The organism is Methylobacterium sp. NPDC097929 (assembly GCF_049543375.1).
GTDB lineage: Bacteria > Pseudomonadota > Alphaproteobacteria > Rhizobiales > Beijerinckiaceae > Methylobacterium.
The window spans coordinates 218,712-243,865 of sequence record NZ_JBMVEP010000008.1 but is presented as its reverse complement, the minus strand read 5'-3'; the positions used below and the strand labels follow the sequence as shown (position 1 = coordinate 243,865).

23 protein-coding genes are annotated in these 25,154 nt (G+C 71.2%); 16 read left to right on the top strand and 7 right to left on the bottom strand.

Annotated features, from left to right (window positions below):
- Nucleotides 1-686 precede the first annotated feature (686 nt).
- Entirely contained in the window at nt 687-2,792 is a 2,106-nt protein-coding gene (locus ACPCJR_RS18910) for a M23 family metallopeptidase (protein WP_391513109.1), read from the top strand.
- A gap of 30 nt (nt 2,793-2,822) precedes the next feature.
- Here ACPCJR_RS18910 and gluQRS read toward each other — a convergent pair whose 3' ends face one another.
- Nucleotides 2,823-3,695 carry a tRNA glutamyl-Q(34) synthetase GluQRS gene (gene gluQRS / locus ACPCJR_RS18905; RefSeq protein WP_391513111.1) on the bottom strand — a complete coding sequence of 291 codons (873 nt, stop codon included), beginning with the start codon at nt 3,693-3,695 and terminating at the stop codon, nt 2,823-2,825.
- The gene (locus ACPCJR_RS18900) at nt 3,692-4,009 is read right to left on the bottom strand and encodes a hypothetical protein (RefSeq protein ID WP_391513113.1); all 318 of its coding nucleotides are present in this window, start codon (nt 4,007-4,009) and stop codon (nt 3,692-3,694) included. Before ACPCJR_RS18900 ends, gluQRS begins: the two co-directional genes overlap by 4 nt.
- A gap of 221 nt (nt 4,010-4,230) precedes the next feature.
- On the opposite strand from ACPCJR_RS18900, the gene ACPCJR_RS18895 reads away from it, so the two are divergent.
- Nucleotides 4,231-4,449, top strand: a complete 219-nt coding sequence (locus tag ACPCJR_RS18895) for a hypothetical protein (protein ID WP_391513115.1) — start codon at nt 4,231-4,233, stop codon at nt 4,447-4,449.
- 31 nt (nt 4,450-4,480) lie between these two features.
- Here ACPCJR_RS18895 and htpG read toward each other — a convergent pair whose 3' ends face one another.
- Together htpG and ACPCJR_RS18885 are read right to left on the bottom strand one after the other, a co-directional pair.
- Nucleotides 4,481-6,343, bottom strand: a complete 1,863-nt coding sequence (htpG, locus tag ACPCJR_RS18890; RefSeq protein ID WP_391513117.1) for a molecular chaperone HtpG — start codon at nt 6,341-6,343, stop codon at nt 4,481-4,483.
- Nucleotides 6,344-6,516: 173 nt separating this feature from the next.
- The gene (locus tag ACPCJR_RS18885; protein ID WP_391513427.1) at nt 6,517-6,813 is read right to left on the bottom strand and encodes a hypothetical protein; all 297 of its coding nucleotides are present in this window, start codon (nt 6,811-6,813) and stop codon (nt 6,517-6,519) included.
- Between the two features lie 317 nt (nt 6,814-7,130).
- Here ACPCJR_RS18885 and ACPCJR_RS18880 point away from each other — a divergent pair, with 317 nt between their 5' ends.
- The 9 genes from ACPCJR_RS18880 to ACPCJR_RS18840 all read left to right on the top strand — a co-directional run bounded on the left by ACPCJR_RS18880 (nt 7,131) and on the right by ACPCJR_RS18840 (nt 17,824).
- Complete coding sequence (locus ACPCJR_RS18880; protein WP_391513119.1) at nt 7,131-8,726, top strand: gamma-glutamyltransferase family protein; 1,596 nt, start codon at nt 7,131-7,133, stop codon at nt 8,724-8,726.
- Nucleotides 8,727-8,823: 97 nt separating this feature from the next.
- A complete protein-coding gene (locus ACPCJR_RS18875; RefSeq protein ID WP_391513120.1) occupies nt 8,824-10,476 on the top strand; it encodes a dihydroxyacetone kinase subunit DhaK in 1,653 nt (550 codons plus the stop codon).
- On the top strand, nt 10,473-11,318 hold the full coding sequence (locus ACPCJR_RS18870; protein WP_391513122.1) for a class I SAM-dependent methyltransferase: 846 nt from the start codon (nt 10,473-10,475) through the stop codon (nt 11,316-11,318). The genes ACPCJR_RS18875 and ACPCJR_RS18870 overlap by 4 nt, the downstream gene beginning before the upstream one ends.
- 54 nt (nt 11,319-11,372) lie before the next feature.
- Nucleotides 11,373-12,665: an oxalate/formate MFS antiporter gene (gene oxlT, locus ACPCJR_RS18865; protein WP_391513124.1), complete on the top strand. Its 1,293-nt coding sequence runs from the start codon at nt 11,373-11,375 to the stop codon at nt 12,663-12,665.
- Between the two features lie 116 nt (nt 12,666-12,781).
- Complete coding sequence (gene cbiE, locus ACPCJR_RS18860; protein WP_391513126.1) at nt 12,782-14,020, top strand: precorrin-6y C5,15-methyltransferase (decarboxylating) subunit CbiE; 1,239 nt, start codon at nt 12,782-12,784, stop codon at nt 14,018-14,020.
- On the top strand, nt 13,999-14,406 hold the full coding sequence (locus ACPCJR_RS18855) for a cobalamin biosynthesis protein (protein ID WP_391513127.1): 408 nt from the start codon (nt 13,999-14,001) through the stop codon (nt 14,404-14,406). Before cbiE ends, ACPCJR_RS18855 begins: the two co-directional genes overlap by 22 nt.
- A 142-nt stretch (nt 14,407-14,548) precedes the next feature.
- Nucleotides 14,549-15,640, top strand: coding sequence for a GGDEF domain-containing protein (locus tag ACPCJR_RS18850; RefSeq protein WP_391513129.1), 1,092 nt, complete (start codon nt 14,549-14,551; stop codon nt 15,638-15,640).
- A gap of 61 nt (nt 15,641-15,701) precedes the next feature.
- A complete protein-coding gene (cobM, locus tag ACPCJR_RS18845) occupies nt 15,702-16,502 on the top strand; it encodes a precorrin-4 C(11)-methyltransferase (RefSeq protein ID WP_391513131.1) in 801 nt (266 codons plus the stop codon).
- The gene (locus ACPCJR_RS18840; RefSeq protein ID WP_391513133.1) at nt 16,499-17,824 is read left to right on the top strand and encodes a cobyrinate a,c-diamide synthase; all 1,326 of its coding nucleotides are present in this window, start codon (nt 16,499-16,501) and stop codon (nt 17,822-17,824) included. Before cobM ends, ACPCJR_RS18840 begins: the two co-directional genes overlap by 4 nt.
- Before the next feature lie 291 nt (nt 17,825-18,115).
- Here the strand turns inward: ACPCJR_RS18840 and ACPCJR_RS18835 are convergent, their stop codons facing one another.
- Nucleotides 18,116-18,526, bottom strand: coding sequence for a helix-turn-helix domain-containing protein (locus ACPCJR_RS18835; protein ID WP_110351715.1), 411 nt, complete (start codon nt 18,524-18,526; stop codon nt 18,116-18,118).
- A gap of 445 nt (nt 18,527-18,971) precedes the next feature.
- Here ACPCJR_RS18835 and ACPCJR_RS18830 point away from each other — a divergent pair, with 445 nt between their 5' ends.
- Together ACPCJR_RS18830 and ACPCJR_RS18825 are read left to right on the top strand one after the other, a co-directional pair.
- Nucleotides 18,972-19,307, top strand: coding sequence for an antibiotic biosynthesis monooxygenase family protein (locus ACPCJR_RS18830; RefSeq protein WP_391513136.1), 336 nt, complete (start codon nt 18,972-18,974; stop codon nt 19,305-19,307).
- A 652-nt stretch (nt 19,308-19,959) separates the two neighbouring features.
- Complete coding sequence (locus ACPCJR_RS18825) at nt 19,960-21,465, top strand: sugar transferase (RefSeq protein WP_391513138.1); 1,506 nt, start codon at nt 19,960-19,962, stop codon at nt 21,463-21,465.
- 13 nt (nt 21,466-21,478) lie between these two features.
- Here the strand turns inward: ACPCJR_RS18825 and ACPCJR_RS18820 are convergent, their stop codons facing one another.
- On the bottom strand, nt 21,479-22,036 hold the full coding sequence (locus ACPCJR_RS18820; protein ID WP_391513140.1) for a Fur family transcriptional regulator: 558 nt from the start codon (nt 22,034-22,036) through the stop codon (nt 21,479-21,481).
- 160 nt (nt 22,037-22,196) lie between these two features.
- On the opposite strand from ACPCJR_RS18820, the gene ACPCJR_RS18815 reads away from it, so the two are divergent.
- The 3 genes from ACPCJR_RS18815 to ACPCJR_RS18805 are packed head-to-tail and all read left to right on the top strand — an operon-like array spanning nt 22,197 to nt 24,057.
- Nucleotides 22,197-22,328 (top strand): hypothetical protein, encoded by a 132-nt coding sequence (locus tag ACPCJR_RS18815; protein ID WP_280952903.1) that lies wholly within the window; start codon nt 22,197-22,199, stop codon nt 22,326-22,328.
- Nucleotides 22,313-23,173 carry a metal ABC transporter ATP-binding protein gene (locus ACPCJR_RS18810; protein ID WP_391513143.1) on the top strand — a complete coding sequence of 287 codons (861 nt, stop codon included), beginning with the start codon at nt 22,313-22,315 and terminating at the stop codon, nt 23,171-23,173. The genes ACPCJR_RS18815 and ACPCJR_RS18810 overlap by 16 nt, the downstream gene beginning before the upstream one ends.
- Nucleotides 23,170-24,057: a metal ABC transporter permease gene (locus ACPCJR_RS18805; RefSeq protein WP_391513145.1), complete on the top strand. Its 888-nt coding sequence runs from the start codon at nt 23,170-23,172 to the stop codon at nt 24,055-24,057. Before ACPCJR_RS18810 ends, ACPCJR_RS18805 begins: the two co-directional genes overlap by 4 nt.
- A 224-nt stretch (nt 24,058-24,281) precedes the next feature.
- On the opposite strand, the gene ACPCJR_RS18800 is transcribed toward ACPCJR_RS18805, so the two are convergent.
- Nucleotides 24,282-24,914 (bottom strand): exopolysaccharide biosynthesis protein, encoded by a 633-nt coding sequence (locus ACPCJR_RS18800; protein WP_391513147.1) that lies wholly within the window; start codon nt 24,912-24,914, stop codon nt 24,282-24,284.
- Nucleotides 24,915-25,154: the final 240 nt, after the last annotated feature.

Below are 25,154 nucleotides of genomic sequence, written 5' to 3'. Positions count from 1 at the left end.
CCTCGAACCCGCAAGGACGAAAACAAGCCGCCCACGTTTCTCTTTCTCTCGATTCACTTGTCAAAGAGCGCGAAGTCGACACCCTCGCGGGTATATCCTTCCACCGAAGACGCGCCGACAGCCCGGTTGCCCGGCCCATCCAGCCTACCTTCAGCGAGTAGTCCTCTGCCGGGCCCGCGACCGAAGTCGCCGTGTTTTGCCCCGCCGCAGCGGTCCGCGGCGTCTAGAGCCGGCGAACCGTCCTGTCAACCGCCCCGAGCGAACACCGAAGCGTTCGGAAGCGCCGACACCCCGGACCATGAAGGACAGCGATCGCCCGATCCAGTCACCCGGATCAGCTCCGCTCCGCCACATCGTCCGAAGACCCCCGAAGTGCCTGCCCACCGAGCGGTGGACCGCGGCGCCCCGTCGGTGAGGCAGCTTCTACGGACCACCTCCGCCGACGTCAACAGGCCGATTCGAAAAAGTTGCGCAGCTCACCACGCCGGGATGAAGGCCGTGCGACAGTGGCGTCGGGGATGGGCCGCGTCCTCTGTCCGTACCGCCTCAATCTGGACATGCTGGCCCCGGAGATCGGTTCTCCGTCGGCCAGCCTTCATGCCGCGAAGTCCCAAGTCGCTCGCGACCCGCGAGTCTGGTAGGACGGAACGGCGATCCGGTCCGCAGCGCCGACGCAGAGGAAGTCCGTGACGCGCGAGCGACTGAAGATCGGGGGGACGACCGAGGCGTCGAAGCGGCGCCCGGCAGGACTTCCACGTGGCGTGGAGCCGCCGCTCAACCTGCTCGGCGCCGATGCCCGCCAGATCGACCGACGGGACGTCAACCTGCGCTGGCTTTGCGCCAGTGCGCTCACCGGCATCACCGGCGCGCTCCTGATCGGCGCGGCGATCCACGTCTCGCTTCAGGGCGAGGTCTCGCTCGCCTCCGTCTCCGATCGGCCGGCCCAGCCCCCCCGCCTGCAGGGTCCGCTCAGCGAGGAGCCCGGCGTCGCCTCGGCGCAGAAGGGCGACCGGCTCGTGCGCAATCTCATGATCGCCTCGGCCAAGCAGAGTTTTCGCACCCCGGTGACGGTGCGGCTCGGGGACCGAGAGATCATCAAGGTTCGTCCCTTCGTCCGGATCGCCTCGAACCTGTCCATGTCGACAGGCGTGTTCGCGAGCGACATCCCCCGCTTCGATCCGATGAAGTTCGTCTCGGACGAGCCGCAGGAACGCGCGCCCGATCCCGGCGCGGCGGATGCGCCGGGCGCCGAGGTCACGGTGGTCAAGCGGGATCTCGGCGAACTCGCCGTCGAGCCCGGAGCCCCGGCGCTCTCGGACGAGGACGTGACCGCGCAGGTCGAGGAGGAGCGCCGCCTCGCGGCGGAAGCCGGCCGCCGCACGGCCCTGCCGCTCGCGCCCCAGATCCTGCTCTCGCGCACCCTGCAACAGGGCTCCGCTTTCGGTTTCGGCGAGAACAATGGTCAAGCCAGCGCCCAGGGAAACGTCAAGGGCAAGCTCGGCGAGGACGGCAGTCCCTTCAAGTCGATCGAGGTGCTCGTCGTCCCCGAGAACGTGACGAAGCTCGCCAAGGTGGAACTGCGCCCCGGCGAGGCGCCGCTGGTGGAGGAGCGCGACCTCGCGCTCAAGCGCGGCGAGAGCCTTGAGGCCGTGCTCAAAGCGACGGGGCACGTCGCCGACGCGGCAGTCGCGGGCATCGTGGCCGCACTCGGCGGCAAAGCGAAGGTCGCGGCCCTGTCGGAAGGGCAGCAATTCCGGATGCAGATCGCGCCCGGGCCCCGGTCCGGCGACGGCCGGCAGGTCACGCGGGTGGTGCTCTTCGGCGAGAGCGGTGTGCAGGCCATCGCGGCGATCAACGATCGCGGAAGCTTCGTGGCCGTCGCGCCCCCGGTCGACGAGACGCGCGGCCGCAGCCGGGAACAGGCCCAGGCCGACACCTCCGACAGCGAGGACGAGGAGGACCAGGGCAGCGGCCCCCGGCTCTATCAGAGCCTCTACGAGACCGGCGCGCGCCACGACGTGCCCCGCGCCACGGTCGAGGATATCGTCCGGATCTTCAGCTACGACATCGACTTCCAGCGCCGGATCTCGGCGGGCGACGGGATCGACCTGTTCTACACCTACGACGAGGAAGCCGGGCCCAACGCCGCCGAGCGGCCGGAACTGCTCTACGCCGCACTCAATCTCGGCGGCGAGTGGCGCAAGGTCTACCGCTTCCAGTCGCCCGACGACGGCTCGATCGACTTCCTCGACGAGCAGGGCCGCTCGCTCAAGAAGTTCCTGATCCGCAAGCCCATCGCCGACGGCATCATGCGCTCGGGCTTCGGCTACCGCCGCCATCCGATCCTCGGCTACGCCAAGCTGCATACCGGTGTGGACTGGGCCAACCCGATCGGCACGCCGATCGTCGCCGCGGGCAACGGCACGGTGATCAAGGCCGAGTGGGATTCCGGCTACGGGCGCCGGGTCGAGGTGCAGCACATCAACGGCTACGTCACGACCTACAATCACATGTCGCGCTTTGCCCGCGGCGTCAGCGCGGGCGCCCGGGTCCGCCAGGGGCAAGTGATCGGCTATGTCGGCTCCACCGGCCTCTCCACCGGGGCGCACCTGCACTACGAGGTGATCATCAACGGCCACTTCGTCGATCCGATGAAGATCCGCGTCCCGCGCGGGCGCGAGCTCGACGGACGCCTGCTCGCCGAGTTCCGGCGCCAGCGCGAGCAGATCGACGCGACCATGCAGAAGTCGAAGACCGCCACGGCGATGGCGCAGCGCGACGCGATGCGCTGAAGGCAACACGCTGCGGCCGTCCGCTTCGCCCTAAAATCCAAGCATCGCCCGCACGTCTGTGGGCGTGGCGCCGCGGGCGCATAGGTCGGCCAGCGCCTCCGATCCCTTCGATTTGGCGAGCTTCTCGCCGTTGTCCGTCCGGATCAGGGCGTGGTGGTGGTAGGCCGGCCCGGGCAGGTGCAGGAGCGTCTGGAGCAGGGCGTGGAGGTCGGTCGCCGCCTCCAGATCCTGCCCGCGCACGACGTGGGTGATTCCCTGAACGGCGTCGTCGCAGACCACCGAGAGGTGGTAGCTCGTCGGCACGTCGCGCCGCGCGATCACCGCATCGCCCCAGCGGGCGGGATCGGCCGCGACCGTCTCGTGCGCCCCGTCATCGGGTGAGAAGCGGCGGATGACGGGCGGATCGGTCAGCGTTCGGAGCGCGGCCTCCATGTCGAGGCGCCAGGTATGGGGCTCGCCCCGCGCGATGCGGGCGCGCGCCTCCTCCGGGGACAAGCCGCAGCAGGTGCCCGGATAGAGGGGCGCTCCGTCGGGATCGCGCGCCCTCCCCTCCCCTCGCGCCTCGCGGGCGGCGATGTCGGCCGCGATCTGCCCCCGCGAGCAGAAGCAAGGGTAGGTCAGGCCGTCCGCCGCCAGCCGGTCGCGGGCTGCGGCATAGTCCGACAGGTGCTCGGATTGACGGCGCGGATGCGCCTCGAAGGTGAGGCCGAGCCAGTCGAGATCCGCGAGGATGCCGTCCACGAATTCGGGCCGGCAGCGGCCGGGATCGATGTCCTCGATGCGCAGGAGCAGGCGCCCGCCCAAGCACTCGGCGATGCGCGCATTCAGGAGTGCGGAATAGGCGTGGCCGAGATGCAGGCGGCCGTTCGGGCTCGGCGCGAAGCGGAACGTCGGCCGGCTCACGGCTCTCCCGCGGCGCGCAGGCAGGCCATGGCGCCCGGCGTGCAGGCGATGCCCGGCAACGAGCAGGCCGCCCCGTCCTCGGTGCGGCGGCAGACCTTGCAGCCGTCGCCCCACTCGGCGCATGCCGGATCCTGCGCTGGGGCAAGATTCTGGGCTGGGGCAAGCTTCTCGGCCGGAGCGAGCGCGGCGTGCCGGGGCGCGCCGGGCACGAGGGCGCCGACCAGCACGGTCGCGGCCGTAAGGGCGATCACGCTCCACGTCACCCGTCGGTCGAGGCGGGCGGTCTGCGGATCGGTGAGGGGGTCGGCGGCCATGGCCCGGTGTTCGCGCGGATGCGGCGAGGCTGTCAACGCCGCCGGGTCGGACGCGCGGGCCGACGGCGATCACGATGCGGCCGGCTCGCAACACGTCGCGCCGACCGGCAACCCCTGCATGCAGCGCCGGAACTTCCGGCACGCTCGTTGCGATGCCTCTGACCGCCAGAACAAGAAGCGGCCCGGGAGGAGAGACCCACGCCAGCACGGAGCCCCGGCGCATGCTCTACGGCCTCTACTTCCTGACCTGCATGGTCAACAATCCCACGCATTGCGTGATGCGCGTCCACCGCTTCAACGAGGACATCGTCACGCCCCAGCAATGCCTGTCGGTGGCTCAGCCGCAGATGGCGGCGTGGCAGAACACGCATGGGGACCGCTGGCGGGTCGCGCGCTTCCGCTGCGGCGCGCCGCCCCGGGACGACGGGACGCGGATCTGAGCCCGCATCCCGCCCCCGGGCGGGTAGAGCCTCAGGCGGCCGTGCCGGCCAGGGCCGCCGCGACGGCGCGGGCGAAGGCCACCGGATCGCGGGGCGTGTCCCCGTCCTGAACCCGGGCGAGGTCGAGCAAAGTGCCCGCCTGCTCCTTGAGATCCTCGCCGGCCTCGGCCCGCGCGTTGAGCGCGCGGATCAGGGCGTGGCGCGGATTGATCTCCAGGATCGGCGCGCCCCCGCCGAAGCCGCGGCCGGCCCGGCGCAGCAGGCGCTGCATCTGCAGGTCCGGCCCCGTGCCGGAGGCGGCGAGCACCACGGCGCTGTCGACGAGACGATCCGTCGTACGGACGTCGGAGACGTCGGGCTCCAGCGCGAGCTTGAGCGCGGCCACGAGCCGGTCGACCGAGGGGGCCTCCGCCTCCTCGCCCTCGGGCTTGAACTTGGCGAGGTCAGCCGAGCCCTGCGTGACCGAGCGCAGGGGCTTGTCCTCGAACTTGCCCAGCTGCTCCGGCCAGAAGGCGTCGACGTGGTCGGAGAGCAGCAGCACCTCGACGCCGCGGGCGCGGAAACCTTCGAGCTGGGCGGAGTTCTTGAGCGCCTCCGCGTCGTCGGCGACGAGGTAGTAGATCGCCTCCTGCTCGGGCTTCATCCGCGCCACGTAATCGGGCAGCGAGGTCCAGCCGTCTTCCGTGGAGGAGCGGAAGCGCAGGAGCGGCGCGATCTCGGCGCGGCGCTCGAAATCCTCGTAGATGCCTTCCTTGAGCACCGGCCCGAAATTCTCGAAGAACTTCTGGTACTCGTCCGCCTTCTCGGCGTTCTTGGAGCGGCTCGACAGCTCGTTGATCACGCGGGTGGTCACGGCGCGGCGGATCTTGGCGAGTGCCGGCGTGGATTGCAGCATCTCGCGGGAGACGTTGAGCGGCAGATCGTCGGTATCGACCACGCCGTGGACGAAGCGCAGCCAGTTCGGCAGCAGATCGGCCTCGTCGGTGATGAACATGCGGCGCACGTGCAGCCGCACCTTGGAGCGGCGGTCGTCCTCCACCGCCATGAACGGCTTCATGCTCGGCACGAACAGGAGGCCGGTGAATTCGAGCGCGCCCTCCGCCCGCCAGTGCAGGGTCGCCCAGGGCTCGTCGAAGCCGTGGCTGACGGTGCGGTAGAACTCCTTGTACTGCTCCTCGGTGATCTCGGATTTCGGCTTGCGCCACAGGGCGGTGCCGCGGTTGGCGGCCTCCTCCTTGCCCTCCGCGTCGCGGATCGCGATCGGCACGGCGATGTTGTCGGCCCATTTGCGCACGACGTGATCGAGCCGGTAGCTCTCCAGATACTCGTCGGCATCCTCCTTGAGGTGCAGCACGATGTCGGTGCCGGCCCCCTCGCGGGTGGCCGGCTCCAGGGTGTAGCTGCCCTTGCCGTCCGAGGCCCAGGTCCAGGCCTCCTCGCTGCCCGCGCGCCGCGAGGTGACGGTGACGCGGTCGGCCACCATGAAGGCGGAGTAGAAGCCGACGCCGAACTGGCCGATCAGGCTCGGACGCAGATCCTCGCTGCCCTCACCCGCTTTCGTCTCGCCGAGCGCCTGGGAGAAGGCGCGGGTGCCCGAGCGAGCGATGGTGCCGAGGTTCTGCGCCAGATCCTCCTTGCTCATGCCGATGCCGGAATCGGAGATCGTGAGCGTGCGCGCCGTCTTGTCGGGCGCGATCAGCACCCGGGCGTCGGAGGGAAGCGCCAGGGCCTCGTCGGTCAGCGCCTCGAAGCGGCGCCGGTCGGTCGCGTCGGCAGCATTGGCCACAAGTTCGCGCAGGAAGATCTCGCGGTCGGAATAGAGCGCGTGAACCACGAGGTCCAACAGGCGCCCGACCTCGGCACCGAATTCGTGCCGCTCCACCGTCTCGCTCAAGAGCATCTCTCCCGTTCTGACCTGCCCCGCGCTGCTCCGTCCAATAGCCGCCTCCGAGTCGAGGCTTCAGCGGAGCAACGGTGCGGGACGCGCGAAAAAACGGGGGCGATATGCCTATGGCGAGACGGCAATTCAATCGCTGCGCCGGGGCGCGGATGCGAAAATGCGAGCGATCAGGCCGCCAGCGGCGTGGCCGGGGCCACTTCGATGCGCTGATGCGTGGCATCGAAGGCGGCGCGGATGGTCCCCACCGCGTCCTCGACGGCGACCAGGGTCGCGAGCTGCACATGTCCCGGCACCTCGCCGATGCGCCGCGTCGCGAGGACAATGGAATGCTCGAGCCGCAACAACTCTTCCTCTGCACTTGTGCCGGAAAGTTGGGACAGCCGCTGAAGCGTTGCCTCCAAAGCATGGCGCAAGACAAGTGTCCTCACACGATCCTGAAGGATCGCCCGATCATTCTGCTTCATGTTCTGAAATGCCCGCCGATTCGCAGAACCGATCATGTCAGCCCGCCCGCGTCGGCGCAGTTCCTTTTCTGCAACATGGACTGAAAGGCGGCAGAGTTCCGGGAACCTTCTCAGAACTCACGCAATCGTGCGTCTCGCGCTCAGCGTGTCGGATCTCCGGGAACGGGCACCGGACCGTGTGCCGGGGCGGTCGAATGGGCCGTGAATACCGGGGATGCGTCGCGGTGGAGCGTGTTTCGGTTGCCCTCCCCGCGCGCGCATGGTCCTGATCCTGCCTCCCGGTCCATCCCGATCTCAGGTTTCATCAGAACGCGATCATGCCCGACACACCCGTCTTCGCCCATGCGGCCGTCGCCGCCCCCCACAGCCTCGCGGCCGCGGCCGGGCAGAGCGTGCTGGCGCAGGGCGGCAACGCCATCGAAGCGATGCTGGCCATGGCCGCCGCCATCGCGGTGGTCTACCCGCACATGAACGGTATCGGCGGCGACGGCTTCTGGCTGATCCGCGAGCGGAACGGCCGCGTGCGCGGCATCGAGGCCTGCGGACCAGCGGGCGCGCTCGCCACCCGCGCCCGCTACCGCGAGAAGGGCTACGAGGCGATCCCCTCCCGCGGCCCCGACGCCGCGGTGACGGTCGCCGGCACGGTCGGCGGCTGGCGCCTCGCGCTCGACATGGCCCGCGCCTTCGGTGGCCGGCTTCCCCTCGACGCGATCCTCGCCGACGCCATCCGCCACGCCCGCGAGGGCTGCGCGGTCTCGGCCTCGGAGGCGCGCTACGTGCCGAAGGAACTCGACACGCTCCACGATGCGCCGAATTTCGCAAAAACCTATCTCGACGACGGCAAGCCCTTCGCGGCGGGCGCGATCCGGGCCCAGCCCAAGCTCGCCGACACCCTGACCCAGCTCGCCCATGCCGGGCTCGACGACTTCTACCGGGGCGATATCGGCCGCGAGATCGCCGCCGACCTGGAACGCCTCGGCGCGCCGGTCACCCGCGACGACCTCAAGGCCTACGCGGCCAGGGAGCGGGCGCCGCTGACCCTGCGGCGGCGCGATGCCACGCTCTACAACTTCCCGCCGCCCACCCAGGGCCTCGCGGCGCTGATCATCCTGGGAATCTTCGAGCGGCTGAACGTCGCCGAGCCGGAGACGACCGCGCATTATCACGGGCTGATCGAGGCGACGAAGCGCGCCTTCGCCATCCGCGACGGCTTCGTCACCGATTTCGACCGCCTGAAGGGCGATCCGTCCGCCTTCCTCGATTCCCGCCGCCTCGACCGCGAGGCCGCGCTGATCGACAGGGCGCGCGCCGCCAGCATCCCCGTACGCTCGGGCGAGGGCGACACGGTCTGGATGGGCGCCATCGACAACGACGGCATGGCCGTCTCCTTCATCCAGTCGGTCTACTGGGAATACGGCTCCGGCACGGTGCTGCCCGCCACCGGCATCTGCTGGCAGAACCGGGGCATGTCCTTCTCGCCCGACGCCAACGCCGTGAATCCGCTGGAGCCGGGCCGGCGCCCGTTCCACACCCTGATCCCGGCGCTCGCCGCCTTCGACGACGGGCGGGTGATGTCCTACGGCTCCATGGGCGGCGACGGGCAGCCGCAATTCCAGGCGCAGATCTTCACCCGCTACGCCGATTACGGGCGGTCGGTGGCCGAGGCCGTCGACGCGCCGCGCCTGCTCTACGGACGCACCTGGGGCGCCGAGTCGCTCAGCGTGAAGGTCGAGGACCGCTTCGATCCGGCCTGCATCGCCGCGTTGCGGCGCATGGGCCACGACATCGAGGAACTGGGCGGCGCCTATATCGACTCGCTCGGCCACGCCGGCATGCTGGTGCGGCATCCGCGCAACGGGCGCATCGAGGCGACGCACGATCCGCGCTCCGACGGCGGCGCGGCCGGGCTCTGAGGCGCGCTGTACGGCCGGGGGTTGTAGCGCTCCCGGCCCGCCTTACCCTTACCGGGACAGCCCGCCTCGCGAGCGGGCGCGCCGGGAGGCACCGCCCATGGCCCACTTCATCGACGACCGCGCCCGTCTCGTGAACGATGCGGTCGAAGGGCTCGTCGCGGGCAGCGGCGGGGCGCTGGCGCGGCTCGATGGCGACCCCGAGATCCGGGTCGTGCTGCGCGCCGAGCCCGTTCCGGGCCAAGTCGCCGTCGTCTCCGGGGGCGGCTCGGGGCACGAGCCGGCCCATGCGGGCTTCGTCGGGCCGGGCCTGCTCTCGGCGGCGGTCTGCGGCGATGTCTTCGCCTCGCCCTCCGCCGATGCCGTGCTCGCCGGCATCCTCGCGGTGACGGGCGAAGCGGGCTGCCTGCTCGTGGTGAAGAACTATGCCGGCGACCGCTTGAATTTCGGGCTGGCCGCCGAGCGCGCCCGCGCCGCCGGCCTCAGGGTCGAGACCGTGCTGGTGGCCGACGACATCGCCCTGCCCGATGCCAAGCAGCCGCGGGGCCTCGCCGGCACCCTCTTCGTCCACAAGGTGGCGGGCCACGCCGCCGCCTCCGGCGCCTCGCTGGAGGCCGTGGCGGCGCTCGCGCGCCGGACAGCGGCCGCGGCCCGCACCCTCGGCATTGCCGTTTCCACCGCCACGATGCCCGGCGCGAAGCCGGAGCCGCGCCTTGCCGAGGGACAGGCGGAGCTGGGGCTCGGCATCCACGGCGAGCCCGGCATCGAGCGCATCGCGCTGCCGCCCGCGAGCGCGCTCGCCGAATTGATGACCGCGCGTTTTCCCGCTCCGATCGCCGGGGCCGAACGCCTCGCGCTCCTCGTCAACGATCTCGGCTCCACCACGGCCCTGGAGATGGCGGTGCTGACGAAGGCGGTGCTGGCGACCGATCTCGGGCGGCGCGTGCGCCTCCTGCTCGGCCCCGCCCGCGCCATGACGGCGCTCGACATGCACGGCGCCTCCCTCTCCTTCCTGGCCCTGGACGCGGAGATCGAGGCGGCTCTCCTGGCGCAGACGCCGGTCGCGGCCTGGCCCCGCGCGCGGACCTTGCGCGAACTGCTCGTCCGGCCCATGCCGCAGGGGCTGGCCGGCGGCCCGGCGCCGCCGCCCTCGCAAGATGCCGTGGTGGCCGCGCGGATCGAAGCGGTCTGCTGGGCACTGATCGCGTCGGAGGCGCCGCTCAACGCCCTCGACGCCCGGGTCGGCGACGGCGATGCCGGCTCGACCTTCGCGTCCGAGGCCCGCGCCGTGCTGAGCGCGATCGACCGGCTGCCTCAGGCCGAGCCCGCTCCGCTCTGCCGGGCGCTCGGCGAACGCCTGGGCCGGGCTGCGGGCGGCACGAGCGGCGTGCTGCTCTCCATCTTCTTCTCGGCGCTGGGCTCGGCGCTGGCGGACGGCGCGGATTGGGCGAAGGCCTGCGCCGTCGGCATTCAGCGGCTGCGCGATGCCGGCGGCGCGGGCCCCGGCGACCGCACGCTCCTCGACGCGCTGATTCCGGCGGTCGACGCCCTCGCCGCCTCCGGCCTGCCGGAGGCCGCGCGGGCGGCCCGCGCCGGAGCGGAGGCGACCGCGGGCCTGACGCGGGCCGGCACCGGCCGTTCGAGCTACCTTGCCAGCGCCGATCTCGAGGGGCATCCCGATCCGGGCGCGGTGGCGGTGGCGGTGGCCTTCGAGGCGCTGGCCGCGTCGGGACAGCGAACGGAGACGGCATGAACGCGGTCAACCAGGACCAGAGCGATTACTGGAACGGCGAGGTCGGCCAGCGCTGGGCCGCCCACCATCCTGCGCTGGATCGCGCCTTCGCGCCCTTCACCGAGGCCCTGTTCGCCCGCGCCGCCCTGAAGCCCGGCCAGCGCGTGCTCGACATCGGCTGCGGGGCCGGCGAGACGGCCCTGATCGCGGCCCGGACGCTCGGGAGCAGCGGCCACGTCACCGCCGCCGACCTCTCGCAGCCGCTTCTGGAGTCCGCCCGCGCACGGGCGGCGCAGGAGCTGCCGGGCGCCGGACCGGTGGAGTGGCTCAGGGCCGATGCGCAGGAGCACGATTTCGGGGCAGCCTTCGATCACGCCCTCTCGCGCTTCGGCGTGATGTTCTTCGACGATTCCGTCGCGGCCTTCCGCAACGTCCGCCGGGCGCTCGTGCCGGGCGGGCGCCTGACGTTCCTCTGCTGGCGCCCGATGGACGAGAACGACTGGGTGATGGTGCCGCGGGCGGCGGTCCTGCCGCTGCTGCCCCCGGTCGAGCCGGCGGCGCCCGACGGGCCGGGCCCCTTCCGCTTCGCCGCACGCGAGGCGCTTCTGCCTATTCTTGAGGCAGCCGGATTCCGCGCCGTCGAGCACGAGCCGCTCGATCGGACCATGCTACTCGGCGAGACCCCGGAGACCGCGGCGGAGTTCGCCGCAACCCGCGGTCCGATCGCGCGCCTGCTGCGCGAGAGCGAGCCGGCCGTGCGGCAGTCTGCCCTCGAAATCATCACCAGGCTCTTCGCCGAGCGGTTCGGCTCCGGCCCTGTCAGGCTCGGCGGTGCCTGCTGGCTCGTCTCCGCGGGAACCTGAAGTTCTTCTCTGGCACGCTCCTTGCGGCATCGCGATGCCGTCGAGGAGTGAATGATGGATACAATCTCGAACCGCACGCGGTGGATCCAGCTGGGCCTGGGTCTCCTCGTGATGATGACGATCTCGAGCCCGCAATACGTCTGGACGCTGTTCGTGAAGCCGTTCCAGGTGACGACGGGGGCGAGCTTGGCGGCCGTGCAGGTCGCCTTCACGCTGCTGATCGTGCTTCAGACCTTCTTCTCGCCGGTGCAGGGCTGGCTGATCGAGCGCTTCAGCGCCAAGGCGATGATCGCGCTCGGCGCCGGCCTCTCGGGGATCGGCTGGGTCGCGGCCTCCTACACCGACACGCTCTGGGGCCTCTACGCAACCTACGGCCTGCTCTGCGGCCTCGGCACCGGCATCGTCTATGTCGGCGTGGTCGGGCTGATGGTGCGCTGGTTCCCCGAGCGGCGCGGCTTCGCCGTCGGCGTCGTGGCGGCGGGCTACGGCATGGGCGCCATCGCCACCACCTTCCCCATCACCGACATGATCGCCGCCTCGGGCTACCGCCACACGCTGCTGGTGTTCGGCGCGATCATGGCGGTGATCGGCGTCGTCGCGGCGCTCGGCCTGCGCACGCCGCGAGCCGGCGAGACCCCCGCCATCCCCACCGACAAGGTCGCGAGCGCTGCGCGCGACGTGGCCCCGGCCCAGATGCTGCGGACCCCGCTGTTCTGGCTGATGTTCGCCATGATGGCGATGATGTCGACCGGCGGACTGATGGTGGTCGCGCAGTTCGCCGCCTTCGCGAAGGAATTCGGCGTGGCGGACGCGATGGTGTTCGGCTTTGCCGCGCTTCCCTTCGCGCTCACCTTCGATCGGATCACCAACGGCCTGACGCGGCCCTTCTTCGGCTGGGTCTCCGACCATGTCGGTCGCGAGAACACCATGGCGGTGGCCTTCGCCCTCGAAGCGGTGGCGATCGGCCTGCTGCTGGTGTTCCGCGAGAACGCCTACGCCTTCGCGCTGCTCTCGGGCGTCGTGTTCTTCGCCTGGGGCGAGATCTTCTCGCTCTTCCCCTCGACGCTGACCGACACCTTCGGCACGAAGCACGCGACCACGAATTACGGCTTCCTCTACATGGCGCAGGGCGTGGGCTCGCTGCTCGGCGGCCCCGTGGCGGCCCTGATCCACGACGCGGTGGGAAGCTGGGTGCCGGTCTTCGGCATCGCCATCGTCCTCGACCTCATCGTGGCGGCCCTCGCCTGGTACGTGCTCAAGCCCGCCCGCCGCGCCTATCTCGGCGTGCCCGGACCGGCCGTGCCGGACGCCGCCCTGCCGCTGGCCGCCCGTCCGGCGGCCGGCTGAAGGTCCGCAGCCGCCCCTGGCCGTCCGGGCCGGGGGCGCGTAACGGAAGGCTTTGCGAGACCATCAGCCTCACCGAAGCCCGCCGTCATGCACAACGAAGACCGGCGGCGCGGATCATGACCGCGCCGCTTTCCCCCGAGCCCGGCCCCGCCCCCTGGCTCAGCATCGTCGGCATCGGCGAGGACGGGCGGGCCGGCCTCTCGCCCGCCGCCGCCGCCGCCCTCGATGGCGCAGCGGTGATCTACGGCGGCCGCCGCCACCTCGCCCTGGCCGCCCCTCTTGCCGGGGAAGCCCGGCCCTGGCCGAGCCCCATCACGGATGCCTATCCCGGCATAATGGCCCGGCGCGGGCAACCCACCTGCCTCCTCGCCACCGGCGATCCCTTCCACTTCGGCATCGGCGCCGAGATCGCCCGGCTGGTGCCGGCCTCCGAGATCCGGGCCTTTCCGCAGCCCTCCGCCTTCAGCCTCGCCGCCGCCCGGCTCGGCTGGTCGCTGCCCGAGACCGCCTGCCTGACCCTGCACGGGCGCGACCTTCTCGGCATCGTGCCCCATCTCCAGCCCGGTGCCCGCCTCCTCGCCCTGTCCTGGGACGACACGACGCCCGGCGCCGTGGCGTCCTTGCTCGCCGAACGCGGCCTCGGCCGCTCGCGATTGACCGTGCTGGAGGCTATGGGCGGTCCGCGCGAGCGCGTCCGGGACGGGACGGCCGACGGCTTCTCCCTGACGGGCATCGCCGCCCTCAACACGCTGGCGGTGGAGGTCGTCGCCGAGCCCGGCGCCCGGATTCTCCCTCTCAGCCCGGGCCTCGACGACGCGTGGTTCGAAAATGACGGCCAGCTCACCAAGGCCGAGATCCGTGCCGTGACGCTGGCGGCGCTTCGCCCCCGCGCGGGCGAAATTCTGTGGGATCTCGGCGCCGGCTCGGGTTCGATCTCCATCGAGTGGTGCCTGCGCCATCCCGCCAACCGCGCCGTAGCGGTCGAGCGCCGCTCGGACCGGGCCGAGCGGATCGCCCGCAATGCCAAGGCGCTCGGCGTCGGCGCCCGGGTGCGGATCGTCGGCGGCACCTCGCTTGAGGCACTGCCCGCCCTCCCCTCTGCGCAGGCGATCTTCGTCGGCGGCGGCGTGGCGGAGCCCGGCCTGCTATCCGCCTGCCGCGCCGCGCTTGCCCCGGACGGACGCTGCGTCGCCAACGCCGTGACCCTGGAGGGCGAAGCGGCCCTGCTCGCCGCCTTCGCAGAGAGCGGAGGGGCGCTGCGCCGTCTCTCTGTCGCCCACGCCGTGCCGGTCGGCGGTCTCACCGGCTGGCGCCCGGCCATGCCGATCACGCAATGGGTCTGGACGCACTCGTGAGCGCCCGCCCCGCCTCCGTGGTCGCCGGCATCGGCTTCCGCAGAACGGCAGCGGCGGCGGAGATCATCGCCCTGGTGCGCCGTGCCTTGCGTGAGGCGGGCCTCGCGCCGGACGCCCTTGCCGCCATCGCCACCGCGGCGGACCGGTCCGGCGAACCGGCGATCCGTGAGGCCGCCGCCGCCTTCGGCCTGACGCCGGGCGCCCTCGAACCGGCAGCGCTGGCGCAGGCCGACGCGCGGGTCGTCACGCGCTCCGTTCGGATCGAGGCGCTGCGCGGCGTCGGCTCCCTGGCGGAGGCCGCGGCGCTCGCCTGCGCCGGCCCGCAGGCGCGTCTCGTCCTGCCGCGGATCGCCAGCGCGGGGGCGACCTGCGCGCTCGCGGGGTGAGCGCGTCCGGCCCCGCCGACGGTCTGCGTGCCGGAGCCCTCTCGACACGATCCATTAACCCAGAACCGCCCTGCCCGGACCGCCGAAGGGAACCTTTCACGCTCGGAGGGTAGAGCAGGCGCACGGGAGGGTCTGGTCGGCGATGGGATTATCGGTCCCCACACTTCAATTCTCGGACTTCCTGGTGTTCGGCTCCTGCGGAGCGATCTTCCTCTGCACCTGGCTCCTGCACCGGCAGAAGACCTATCTCCTCCTGTTCGCGGCGAGCTACGCGGTCTGCGCGGGCATGGCCGTCTGGTTCGTCGATTTCGGCTCCTACGGCAGCGTCTGGTCGCCGCTCGGCTGGTCGCTGGCCGGCTCGACCTTCTGGATGGGCTTGCGCCTGTTCGACGGGCACCCGCCGGTGACCCGGCCGATGCTCGCCCTGTTCGCGCTTCCCACCCTCACGCACATCCTCATGACGCTGGCGGGCTTCGATGCCGGCGCGGTCAATGCCGGTAGCACGATCGCCTACGCGCTCCACGAATCGGGCAACGCGTTCTACGTCTTCCGCAATTCCCCGCCGCGCTCGCCCCTGCGCCAGCTCATCGCCTGGGCCCTGCTCGCCATCGCCCTGGCGATCTGCCTGCCCCTGCTGCCGCTCGGCGAACCCGTCGCCCGCCTGTCGATCGTCGCCATCTTCATCGTGGATCAGGTCACGTCGATCGTGCTGACGACCGCGATCCTCGCGCTGGAGGCCGAGAAGGCACATGCCGTCGTGGCGCGGATGGCCCGGACGGACCCGCTGACCGGCGCGCTGAACCGCCAGGGCCTCGCGGCCGAGATCGGCGACGATCCGGGCGAGGCCGGCATCATCGTGGCCGATCTCGACCACTTCAAATCGATCAACGACCGCTTCGGCCATGCCGGCGGCGACGCGGTGCTGCGGGAATTCACCCGGCGGGCCGGGACGATCCTGCCGCAGGGCGGGCACATGGTGCGGCTGGGCGGCGAGGAATTCGGCATCGTGCTGCCCGGCCGCGATCACAACGCGACGGCCTATCTCGCCGAGCGCCTGCGCCGCGCGATCGTCGGCACGCCGATGACCTGGAGGGAGGCGGCGATCCCCGTCACCGTGAGCGTCGGCGTCGCGATGCGTGCGGCCGGCGAGGATCTGCACGACGCCATGGAGCGGGCGGACCGGGCGCTCTACGACGCGAAGGTCGGCGGCCGGAACCGGGTCCGCGTCGCGTAAGGCCGTGGCACGATCGGCGCCGCTCTCCCCAAGCGCCCGTCCGATGCTGTAAGCGGACGCCATGACCGTCCATTTCATCGGCGCCGGCCCCGGGGCCGCCGACCTCATCACCGTGCGCGGGCGCGACCGCATCGCCGCCTGCCCCGTCTGCCTCTATGCGGGCTCGCTGGTGGCGCCGGAGATCCTGTCCTGGTGCCCGGACGGCGCGCGCATCGTCGACACCGCGCCCCTCGACCTCGACGCGATCATGGCGGAGATCGTGCAGGCGCATGCCGCCGGCCGGGACGTGGCCCGGCTGCATTCGGGCGACCTCTCGATCTGGAGCGCGCTGGCCGAGCAGACCCGCCGGCTCGACGCTCTCGGCATCCCCTACACGGTGACGCCGGGCGTCCCCTCCTTCGCCGCCGCCGCCGCCCTGCTACGCCGCGAGCTGACCGTGCCGGGCCTGACGCAATCGGTGGTGCTGACCCGGACCTCGGGCCGGGCGAGCCCGATGCCGGAGCGCGAGCGGCTCTCCGCCTTCGCGAGCACCGGCGCGACCCTGGCGCTGCACCTCTCGATCCACGTGGTGGAGGAGGCCTGCACCGAACTCGTGCCCTTCTACGGGGCGGACTGTCCCGCGGCGGTCGTGTTCCGCGCGACCTGGCCGGACGAGCGGGTGCTCGCCGGCACCCTCGCCGACCTTCCGGAGCGCGTGCGGGCGGAAAGGATCGAGCGCACCGCCCTGATCCTGGTGGGGCCCGCCCTCGACCCTGCGGATTTCCGCGAGAGCGCCCTCTACGCGCCCGATTACGACCGGCGCTTCCGTCCCCGCGGCGCGGTCGGTGCGGCCGGTGACACCTCGGGCGAGGCGGCGCGATGAGCGCGGCCCCCGGCCTCCTCATCGCGGCGCCCCGCTCCGGCTCGGGCAAGACGACCGTGACGCTGGCGCTGATGCGTGCGCTGCGGCGCCGGGGCATCGCCCTGCGCGGCGCCAAGTGCGGTCCCGACTACATCGACCCCGCCTTCCACGAGGCGGCCACCGGCGCGCCGAGCCTGAACCTCGACAGCTTCGCCATGTCCGACGCCCTGCTCGACGCCTGCGCCGGCCTCGCCGCGCGGGACGCCGCGCTCGTGGTGGCGGAGGGCTCCATGGGCCTGCACGACGGCATCGTCGCCGGCGAGGGCCGCACGGGGGCCAATGCCGACATCGCCGCCCGCTACGGCTGGCCGGTGCTGCTGGTGCTCGACGTCTCGGGCGCCGCGCAATCGGCGGCGGCCGTGGCGCTCGGCTGCGCCGCCTACGATCCGCGCATCCGCATGGCCGGCGTGATCCTCAACAAGGTCGCGAGTCCGCGCCATCGTCGGCTGGTCGAGGCCGGCCTGTCCCGGGTCGGACTGCCGGTGCTCGGCGCGTTTCCGCGCGAGGCGGGCCTCGTCCTGCCCGAGCGCCATCTCGGCCTCGTCCAGGCGGGCGAGACCGCCGACCTCCATGCCCGGCTCGACCGGCTCGCCGATCTGGCGGAGACGAGCCTCGACCTCGACGCCATCCTCGCCGCCGCGGGTGGGCGCTCCCCGACCGCGACGGGCGGCCTGCCGAACCCGCCGGCCCAGCGGATCGCGGTCGCGCGGGACGCGGCCTTCTCGTTCCTCTACCCGCACATGATTGCCGGCTGGCGCGCGGCGGGCGCGGAGATCGTGCCGTTCTCGCCGCTGGCCGACGAGGCGCCGGCCGAGGATTGCGGCGCCTGCTGGCTGCCCGGCGGCTACCCGGAACTCCATGCCGGCACCCTGGCGCAGGCGCGCACCTTCCGCGACGGCCTGCGCCGTTTCGCGGACACTCGCCCGGTCCACGGGGAATGCGGGGGCTACATGATGCTGGGCGAGAGCCTGGAGGATGCCGAAGGGGTGACCCATCCGATGGCGGGCCTCCTGCCGGTGGCGACCTCCTACCGGCGGCGCAAGCTCCATCTCGGCTACCGCGTGGCGCGCCTCGTCGCCGACGGACTGCTCGGCGCCGCCGGCACCCGCCTCGTCGGACACGAGTTCCACTACGCGAGCGAACTGACGCCGGCGCCTGAAGCCGGTCTCGCGCTGGCGCAGGTCACGGATGCCGAGGGCACGCCGCTCGGACTCGCGGGCCATCGCCTGGGCCGGGTCACGGGCAGCTTCTTCCACCTGATCGCGGACGGGCCGGCGCCGTAGTTCGACGAAGCCCCTCTCATATCGTCTCCGGTTGATCGCCTCGGCCTTCGCCCCTCTCCGTCATCGCGAGGCGGAGCCGAAGCGACCCAGAGCGCGACTTGTCCGGACAGTGCGGAGCCCTGGATTGCCACGGCTTCGCCTCGCAAGGACGACCGGAGAGACCGAAGCGATCAACCGGAAATCGTATCACGGAACGCCCGCCGAGCCGTCGCCTGCGAAGGAAGACGGCCGGGCGTTGCGTGAGGCGCGCCCGAGCCGCAGCGAGGCAGCGTCGGCGGTGCGGCCCGAGGGCTAGGCGTCGAGAGGGACTTCGGCGTCCTTCTTGCGGCCGATGCGGGCCGCGCTGCGGACGAGCGCCAGAACCTCGCGGCGCATCTGGTCGTCCTCGATCGCGGCGAAGGCGCGCAGCAGATCGACGGCGCCGTGCGCGCGCAGGAAGCCGAACACCTCGGTCTGCTCCTGGGCGGCGGCACCATCGCCTTCCTCGAAGAAGGCGGAGACCGGCACTTCGAGCAGCCGGGCGATCTCGCGCAGGCGACCGGCGCCGACGCGGTTCTGGCCCTTCTCGTACTTCTGGACCTGCTGGAAGGTCACGCCCACCGCGGTCCCGAGTGCGGTTTGGCTCAACCCTCGAGCCTTGCGCAAAGCGGTGATCCGGAGCCCGACGAGGCGGTCGACATCGGTTGTCTGTTTCGGCATCATCTTACGACACGGTCCCTGTTCCATCTCGCAAACCGACACAAGGACCTTAGGTCGGTAGCGCTCGTGTACCAGACAGCAACTTCGGGCGCCCCTAACTGCTTCTATTGCCGGTAAGGACCGGACCGAGGCTTCGGGAGGCAACCGTATCGCTGTGGTTTAACCTAGCCGTAGCATCACCATGAAGTGCATGCGAAATGCAAGTGCCTAGGAGTTGTTGGATGGGTGTTTTTTAGTTGCGCAATCGTTTCCGTTCACCGAACGTTCGCGCAGGAAATGTGCCGGCGGGGGCCGGACTTACGCAGGATTTCTCGCGAATTCGCTGAGCGCAGCCCTCTACAGCCCTAAGAGTCGGCCTAAATCGACTTCAGCTTTAGAGCGAAACTACGTAGAGTTATCATTTGAGGGCCACCACGGTCGGTATGGCCCGTCAAGGGAGCAGTCCGGAATGTTTATCGCGATGAACCGCTTCAAGGTGGTCAAGGATTCGGCTCACGATTTCGAGAGCGTTTGGCTCGGACGCGACAGCCACCTCGGCGAGATGGAAGGTTTCGTCGAGTTTCACCTGCTCAAGGGCCCCGAAGCGGAGGATCACATCCTTTACGCCTCGCACACGGTCTGGCGCTCGCGGACCGATTTCGAGGCCTGGACCCGCTCCGAACAGTTCCGCAAGGCCCACGGCCGGGTGCCGGGCACCAAGCCGCTCTATCTCGGCCATCCTCAGTTCGAAGGTTTTGAATCCATTCAGACCGTCGCCCGCCCCGAATCCGAACAGGCGGCCTGAGACCGCCTCCGGTCGCGCCGACCGAGGGCGATCGCGACGGCCCGGCGCGGCCTCGCGCGAATGGGTCGGCGGAGCATCCGGCCACGTCGTCCCGCCTGGAGGCGGGACGAGGCATGTGTCCTCACCGCGACCGCGCCAGGACGCCAGCCATGGAATTCAGGGCCCGGCGGGAGGGCGTCCGGCTCGTCGACTCATTCGATGCCGTCGAAGGTCGGGCAAAAGGCACCAAGCCCATCGGGGCGCATGCGACACCGCTTCCGGACGCGATCGAGCGCCGCGCGGTCGCGCCCCCGCTCTCCGAGCCCGACTGTCGCCGACTTCCGCTCCCACCGCGCGCTCCAGCGAGGGGGTGGAGGGCGGAACCACATGTCCCTCGCGACCTTTCCAAAATCCGCGGACGGTTTCCCGGCCAGATCACGCAGAATCGATTTGATTCCGTCGTGAATCCGGGCTCCGGCCTCGTGCCGTCACGGCGGGGCCGGCCCTGCGAGGGGACCGGCGTGCCGTCCTCTTAACTCTCCCGGACACGTCGGACCGCCGCCGAGCGGGGCCGGTGCGGTGTTTGCGCAGGAACAGGCAAAACCGGAAACAGGGACTCAAAATGTCCCGTTCCGGGACGGACACCGCCCCAGGGCAGCACAGCGCGGGACACATGTTTCACGAGCGCCCCCCTCAGAAGTACCAGCACCTGTCCGCCGACCGGGCACGTCGTGCGGTCTGGGCTTCGCTTCTGCCGCGACGGCGGCGCATGGCCCTGCGCATCGGGATCTCGACCACGTTGCTTCTGGCCGACCTCGTGACGATCCTCGCGGTCGGCTTCGCGGTCGAGGCCGCCTACTACGCCTACAGCACGGATGGCGGGCTCCTGCCGCCGTCGCAGAGCATGAACCTGCAGACCGCCGGGCTCCTGGCGCTGATCGTCATCCTGACCAATCTGGCGCGGGGCGAGTACAGCATCGAGACCTGCCTCTCGGCCACCCCCCACCTGCGGCGCCGGGCGACCCTCTGGCTGATGGCCTGGACGATCGCCCTGCTGGTCGGCTTCGCGACCAAGACCACCCAGGACGCCTCCCGCGTGGCGACGGTCGCCTTCTTCTTCGCGGGTCTGCCCATCACGATCCTCGGCCGGGCACTGATGCTGGCGCTCGTGCGCCGCGGCTCCACCTCCGCCTCGGCCTCGGTGAGCCGGGTCCACCTCGTCGGCTACGAGGAGGACGTCGCCAATTTCTACGCCAACAACGATGTCGAGGCCCTCGGGCTTCGGATCGTCGGCACGAGCTACCTGCGCCGCTTCGATGCCGAGGCCGGCGCCCCGAGCGCGGAGGCCCTCCTGGCGGAGGATCTCGATCTCGCCGTCTCGGTGGTGCGCTTCCTGCGCCCCGACGACGTGTTCGTGCTGGTGCCGTGGACGGAGACCGCCGACATCGAGCGCTGCATCGATGCCTTCCTGCGGGTGCCGGCCGCCCTGCACCTGCGTCCGGGCACGATGATGGACCGCTTTCCCGACCTTCAGGTTGCCCGGGTCGGGCGGCTGTCGGGCATCAATATCGGCCGCCGGCCGCTCTCCATGGGCGAGATCCTGCTCAAGCGCGCCTTCGACGTGACGCTGGCCGGAATCGGTCTCCTGCTGCTCGCACCGCTCTTCGTCGCGCTCGCCGTGCTGATCAGGCTCGACAGCCCCGGCCCGGTCTTCTTCCGGCAGCGGCGCTACGGCTTCAACCAAGAGGCCTTCGGCGTCTTCAAGTTCCGCAGCATGCGGGTCACGCCCGACGCGCCCTTCCGGCAGGCCTCGCGCAACGACGACCGCATCACCCGGGTCGGCGCGCTGCTGCGCCGGACCAACCTCGACGAACTGCCCCAGCTTCTCAACGTGATCCGGGGCGACATGTCCCTGGTCGGGCCGCGCCCGCACGCGCTCGCCCACGACCGCAGCTTCGAGCGGCGCATCGCCCTCTACGCCCGCCGCCACAACGTGAAGCCCGGCATCACCGGCTGGGCGCAGGTCAACGGCTTCCGCGGCGAGACGCTGACGGACGCAGCCATGGAGGCCCGGGTCCAGGCCGACCTGCACTACATCGACAATTGGTCGCTCTGGCTCGACATGACGATCATCTTCCGCACGGTCGTCTCGCCGAAGGCCTACCGCAACGCGTTCTGACGGCGCGCCGGGCTTAAACCTCGGGCGCATCCCCTTGCCCGCGGCAGGCCCCGCACTCCCCCTCGACCTCGAGGATGCGGCTCGTCGGCGTGAATCCCGCCCCCGCCAGGGTCTGGTCGAGGGCGCTCTCCACGGCCGGGGCGGTCATCTCGTCGATGCCGCCGCAGGTGCGGCAGATCAGGAAGACGAGGCCCGCCCCCTCCCCGTGCTCGTGCCCGCAGGAGATGAAAGCGTTGCGGCTGGAGATGCGGTGGACGAGCCCCTGCTCGGTCAGGAAGTCGAGCGCCCGGTAGACCGAGACCGCCGCGACCCGGCGGCCGGGCGCGCTCATCCGCTCGGCGATGTCGTAGGCGCCAAGCGGCCGGCTCTCCGCCGCCACGGCCGCGAGCACGTCGCGCCGCAGCCGCGTGAACTGCAGGCCCCGGTCCTGGCACAGGCGCTCCGCCCGGTCCGTCACGCTCTCGGCGGACGACGCGTGCCCGCAGGCCCCATGGCCATGGCCGTGAGGGTCGTCGTGCCCATGAGCGTGCCCGGCCCCCTCGCCATGCTCCTGCTGCGCGTCTCCGCGCATCCCGACCTCCCCGGTACCGGCCGCCTGAACGGGCCGATTGAACTCGGTCCGTGTTACAGTGTATCAGCCCCACCAAGATAGGCATCCGGCCGCGATCGGGCAACGATGTCCAGCGTCCCGCGACAGCGCCGGTCCATCCCCGGCGGTCTCAGGAGATCCCATGACCCGTGCCGGCGGGACCGTCCGCCTCCCGCGCCGCTCCCTGTTCCGCAGCGGAGCCGGCCCGCGCCTCGCGGCCGCCCTCCTCCTGTCGGCCTTGCTCTGGGCGGTGATCCTATGGGCGCGCGCGTGAGCGGCATCCGGTTCCGGGGCCTGACGCTCGGCTACGACCGGCACCCGGCGGTCCACCATCTCGACGGCACCATCGCGCCCGGCGACCTGCTCGCGGTGGTGGGGCCGAACGGGGCCGGCAAGTCGACGCTGCTGAAGGGCATCGTCGGCGAGATCCGGGCGCTCGACGGGACGATCGAGGCGGGCCCGCGGACGGGCGCCATCGCCTACCTCCCGCAGGCGGCCGAGATCGATCGCAGTTTTCCCCTGAGCGTCCTCGACCTCGTGTCGATGGGACTGTGGCGGCCCCTCGGCGCGTGGCGCAGCCTCGCCCGCCAGCGCGGACGCCTGCTCGACGCGCTGGCGGCGGTCGGCCTCACCGGTTTCGAGGACCGGCCGATCGGCACCCTCTCCGGCGGCCAGTTCCAGCGGGCCCTGTTCGCCCGGCTGATCCTGCAGGATTCGGCCGTGATCCTGCTCGACGAGCCCTTCACCGGCATCGACGAGCGCACGACCGCCGACCTCCTCGCCCTGATCCGCGGCTGGCACGGCGAGGGCCGTACCGTGGTGGCGGCGCTCCACGATCTCGGCCAGGTGCGCGCGCATTTCCCGCTCACCCTGGTGCTGGCCCGCCGCCCCATCGCCTGGGGTCCGACCGCCGAGGTGCTGACGCCGCCGGTTCTGGCGCGGGCGCTGCGCCTGTCCGAGGCCTGGGACGAGGCCGCCGCGATCTGCCGCCACGAGGCGCCGCACGGGACGCAGGCCGCGGACGAAGACGGGTACGATCACGCCGCCCACGATCATCACGGGCACGACCACGGGCACCACCACGGTCCGGCCCCTCTGCAGCGGAGGGCGGCCTCGTGACGCTCGCCGACCTCACCGATGTCCTGATCGGGCCCTTCGTCGAGTTCGGCTTCATGCGCCGGGCGCTCGCCGGCTGCCTCGCCCTGTCGCTGTCGGCCCCGCCGCTCGGGGTCTTCCTGATGCTGCGCCGGATGAGCCTGATGAGCGAGGCGATGAGCCACGCCATCCTGCCCGGTGCCGCCGCGGGCTTCCTCGTCGCCGGCCTGTCCCTGCCGGCGATGACGCTGGGCGGGCTCGTGGCCGGGCTCGCGGTGGCGCTGGCCGCCGGGCTCGTCACCCGCTCCACCGTGCTCAAGGAGGATGCGAGCTTGGCCGCCTTCTACCTGATCTCGCTGGCCGGCGGCGTCTTCCTCGTGTCGCTGCGGGGCTCGCAGGTCGATCTCCTGCACATCCTGTTCGGCACCGTGCTGGCGCTCGACGACGACGCGCTGACCCTGCTCGGCGGCATCGCGAGCCTGACGCTGGTGGCGCTGGCGCTGCTCTACCGGCCGCTGGTGATCGAGTGCGTCGATCCGCTGTTCCTGCGCACGGTGAGCCGCGCGGGCGGCCCCGTGCACTCGGCCTTCCTGGCGCTGGTGGTCGTCAACCTCGTGGGCGGCTTCCAGGCGCTGGGCACGCTGCTGGCGGTCGGCCTCATGCTGCTGCCGGCCATCACGGCCCGGTTCTGGGCGGAGGATCTGTCGGGGCTGATCCCGGTGGCGATGCTCGTCTCGATCATCGCCAGCGTGACGGGGCTGCTCGTCTCCTACCACGCCGGCATCCGGCTCCCGACGGGGCCGGCGATCGTGCTGTCGGCGGGCGCGCTCTACCTCGTCTCAATGCTCGTCGGCCCCCGCGGCGGCCTGATCCACCGCCTCGTCCGGCGGCGCCACCTGGAGGCGTAGGCCGGTCCCTCGGCACGGACGGTCCTTTTTCCCGCGCGCGTGACACCTCCCTCTGACGGAACTCGTCATCGCGAAGCGAAGCCGAAGCGATCCAGAGGCGCGACCGTTTCAGAAAGGACCGAGCGCCGGATGGCTCACCTCCCGCCGCGCCATGACGGGAAGAGCCCGAAGGGATCGACTGGAAAGCGTAAGCAGGCAGCGGCCGTCGGCCGCCCGTGCGGGCGCTACAGCCCGAGACCGGGGATCGCCTGCGAGAGCCACTCGAAGGCGCTCATGATGCTGGCGAACAGCGTGTAGACGAAGCCGATCGAGATACCGACGCCGATCCCGCCGATCACGAGGCCGATCAGCACCACGAAGCCGTCGCGCTCCACCAGCCCGAGGCCGATCAGCGAGACCGCGAGCCCGAGCGGGATCTGCCCGAAGAAGGGCGGCGCCACGATCAGCGCCAGCGCCAGGGCGAGAATCAGCACCCCCATGCCGCGCATGCCGAGCGCACCGTCGAACACGCTCAGGCGCGGGCGCGACCAGCGCTCGAGGCGCCGCAGCAGCGGCACGGCCCGCGTCACCGCCTTCGCCACCGTCTCGCGGGCGATGGATTGATCGAGCAGCCGCCGCGGCAGCCAGGGCGCGGTCATGCCGGCGACGATCTGGATGGCGATGACGAGCAGCACGAGCCCGCAGACCAGCGGGATCGGCGGCGGCATCGGCAGGCAGTTGGGCAGGCCGAGCAGCACCACGAGCAGTGCGAAGGCACGGTCGCGCAGCACGGCGATGATGTCGCCGACGGTCAGCCGTTCGCTCTCCTGGCTCGCGAGCATGGTGAGAACGTCGGAAGTGCGCGCAGCGGAGGACAAACCGGCTCGGCCGTTGGATTTTCGGTGAGCGGGCTCTAGCCCAACGCGCGGCATCCGCCAAGCGCCGTCGGGACCGGATGGCGCCACACAGCCCTGGGCAACCCCGCCTTCAAGTTGCCGTAAGCATCAATCAATTTACCTCAGGTCAATACTAATCCTTTACAACTGAATAGAGTAAAGTTTCTCTTACTTTCAGTTGCAACCTGTGACATCCATAAGTTGTCGGACCGATAGGCCTGC

Bases quoted from the DNA above. Each gene is read 5' to 3' on its own strand.
- ACPCJR_RS18900 (WP_391513113.1), bottom strand. From the start codon at position 4,009: ATGGCCGCCGACCCCCTCACCGATCCGCAGACCGCCCGCCTCGACCGA.
- ACPCJR_RS18895 (WP_391513115.1), top strand. From the start codon at position 4,231: ATGCTCTACGGCCTCTACTTCCTGACCTGCATGGTCAACAATCCCACG.
- ACPCJR_RS18885 (WP_391513427.1), bottom strand. From the start codon at position 6,813: ATGAAGCAGAATGATCGGGCGATCCTTCAGGATCGTGTGAGGACACTT.
- ACPCJR_RS18880 (WP_391513119.1), top strand. From the start codon at position 7,131: ATGCCCGACACACCCGTCTTCGCCCATGCGGCCGTCGCCGCCCCCCAC.
- ACPCJR_RS18875 (WP_391513120.1), top strand. From the start codon at position 8,824: ATGGCCCACTTCATCGACGACCGCGCCCGTCTCGTGAACGATGCGGTC.
- ACPCJR_RS18870 (WP_391513122.1), top strand. From the start codon at position 10,473: ATGAACGCGGTCAACCAGGACCAGAGCGATTACTGGAACGGCGAGGTC.
- oxlT (WP_391513124.1), top strand. From the start codon at position 11,373: ATGGATACAATCTCGAACCGCACGCGGTGGATCCAGCTGGGCCTGGGT.
- cbiE (WP_391513126.1), top strand. From the start codon at position 12,782: ATGACCGCGCCGCTTTCCCCCGAGCCCGGCCCCGCCCCCTGGCTCAGC.
- ACPCJR_RS18855 (WP_391513127.1), top strand. From the start codon at position 13,999: ATGGGTCTGGACGCACTCGTGAGCGCCCGCCCCGCCTCCGTGGTCGCC.
- ACPCJR_RS18850 (WP_391513129.1), top strand. From the start codon at position 14,549: ATGGGATTATCGGTCCCCACACTTCAATTCTCGGACTTCCTGGTGTTC.
- cobM (WP_391513131.1), top strand. From the start codon at position 15,702: ATGACCGTCCATTTCATCGGCGCCGGCCCCGGGGCCGCCGACCTCATC.
- ACPCJR_RS18840 (WP_391513133.1), top strand. From the start codon at position 16,499: ATGAGCGCGGCCCCCGGCCTCCTCATCGCGGCGCCCCGCTCCGGCTCG.
- ACPCJR_RS18835 (WP_110351715.1), bottom strand. From the start codon at position 18,526: ATGATGCCGAAACAGACAACCGATGTCGACCGCCTCGTCGGGCTCCGG.
- ACPCJR_RS18830 (WP_391513136.1), top strand. From the start codon at position 18,972: ATGTTTATCGCGATGAACCGCTTCAAGGTGGTCAAGGATTCGGCTCAC.
- ACPCJR_RS18825 (WP_391513138.1), top strand. From the start codon at position 19,960: ATGTTTCACGAGCGCCCCCCTCAGAAGTACCAGCACCTGTCCGCCGAC.
- ACPCJR_RS18820 (WP_391513140.1), bottom strand. From the start codon at position 22,036: ATGCGCGGAGACGCGCAGCAGGAGCATGGCGAGGGGGCCGGGCACGCT.
- ACPCJR_RS18815 (WP_280952903.1), top strand. From the start codon at position 22,197: ATGACCCGTGCCGGCGGGACCGTCCGCCTCCCGCGCCGCTCCCTGTTC.
- ACPCJR_RS18810 (WP_391513143.1), top strand. From the start codon at position 22,313: ATGGGCGCGCGCGTGAGCGGCATCCGGTTCCGGGGCCTGACGCTCGGC.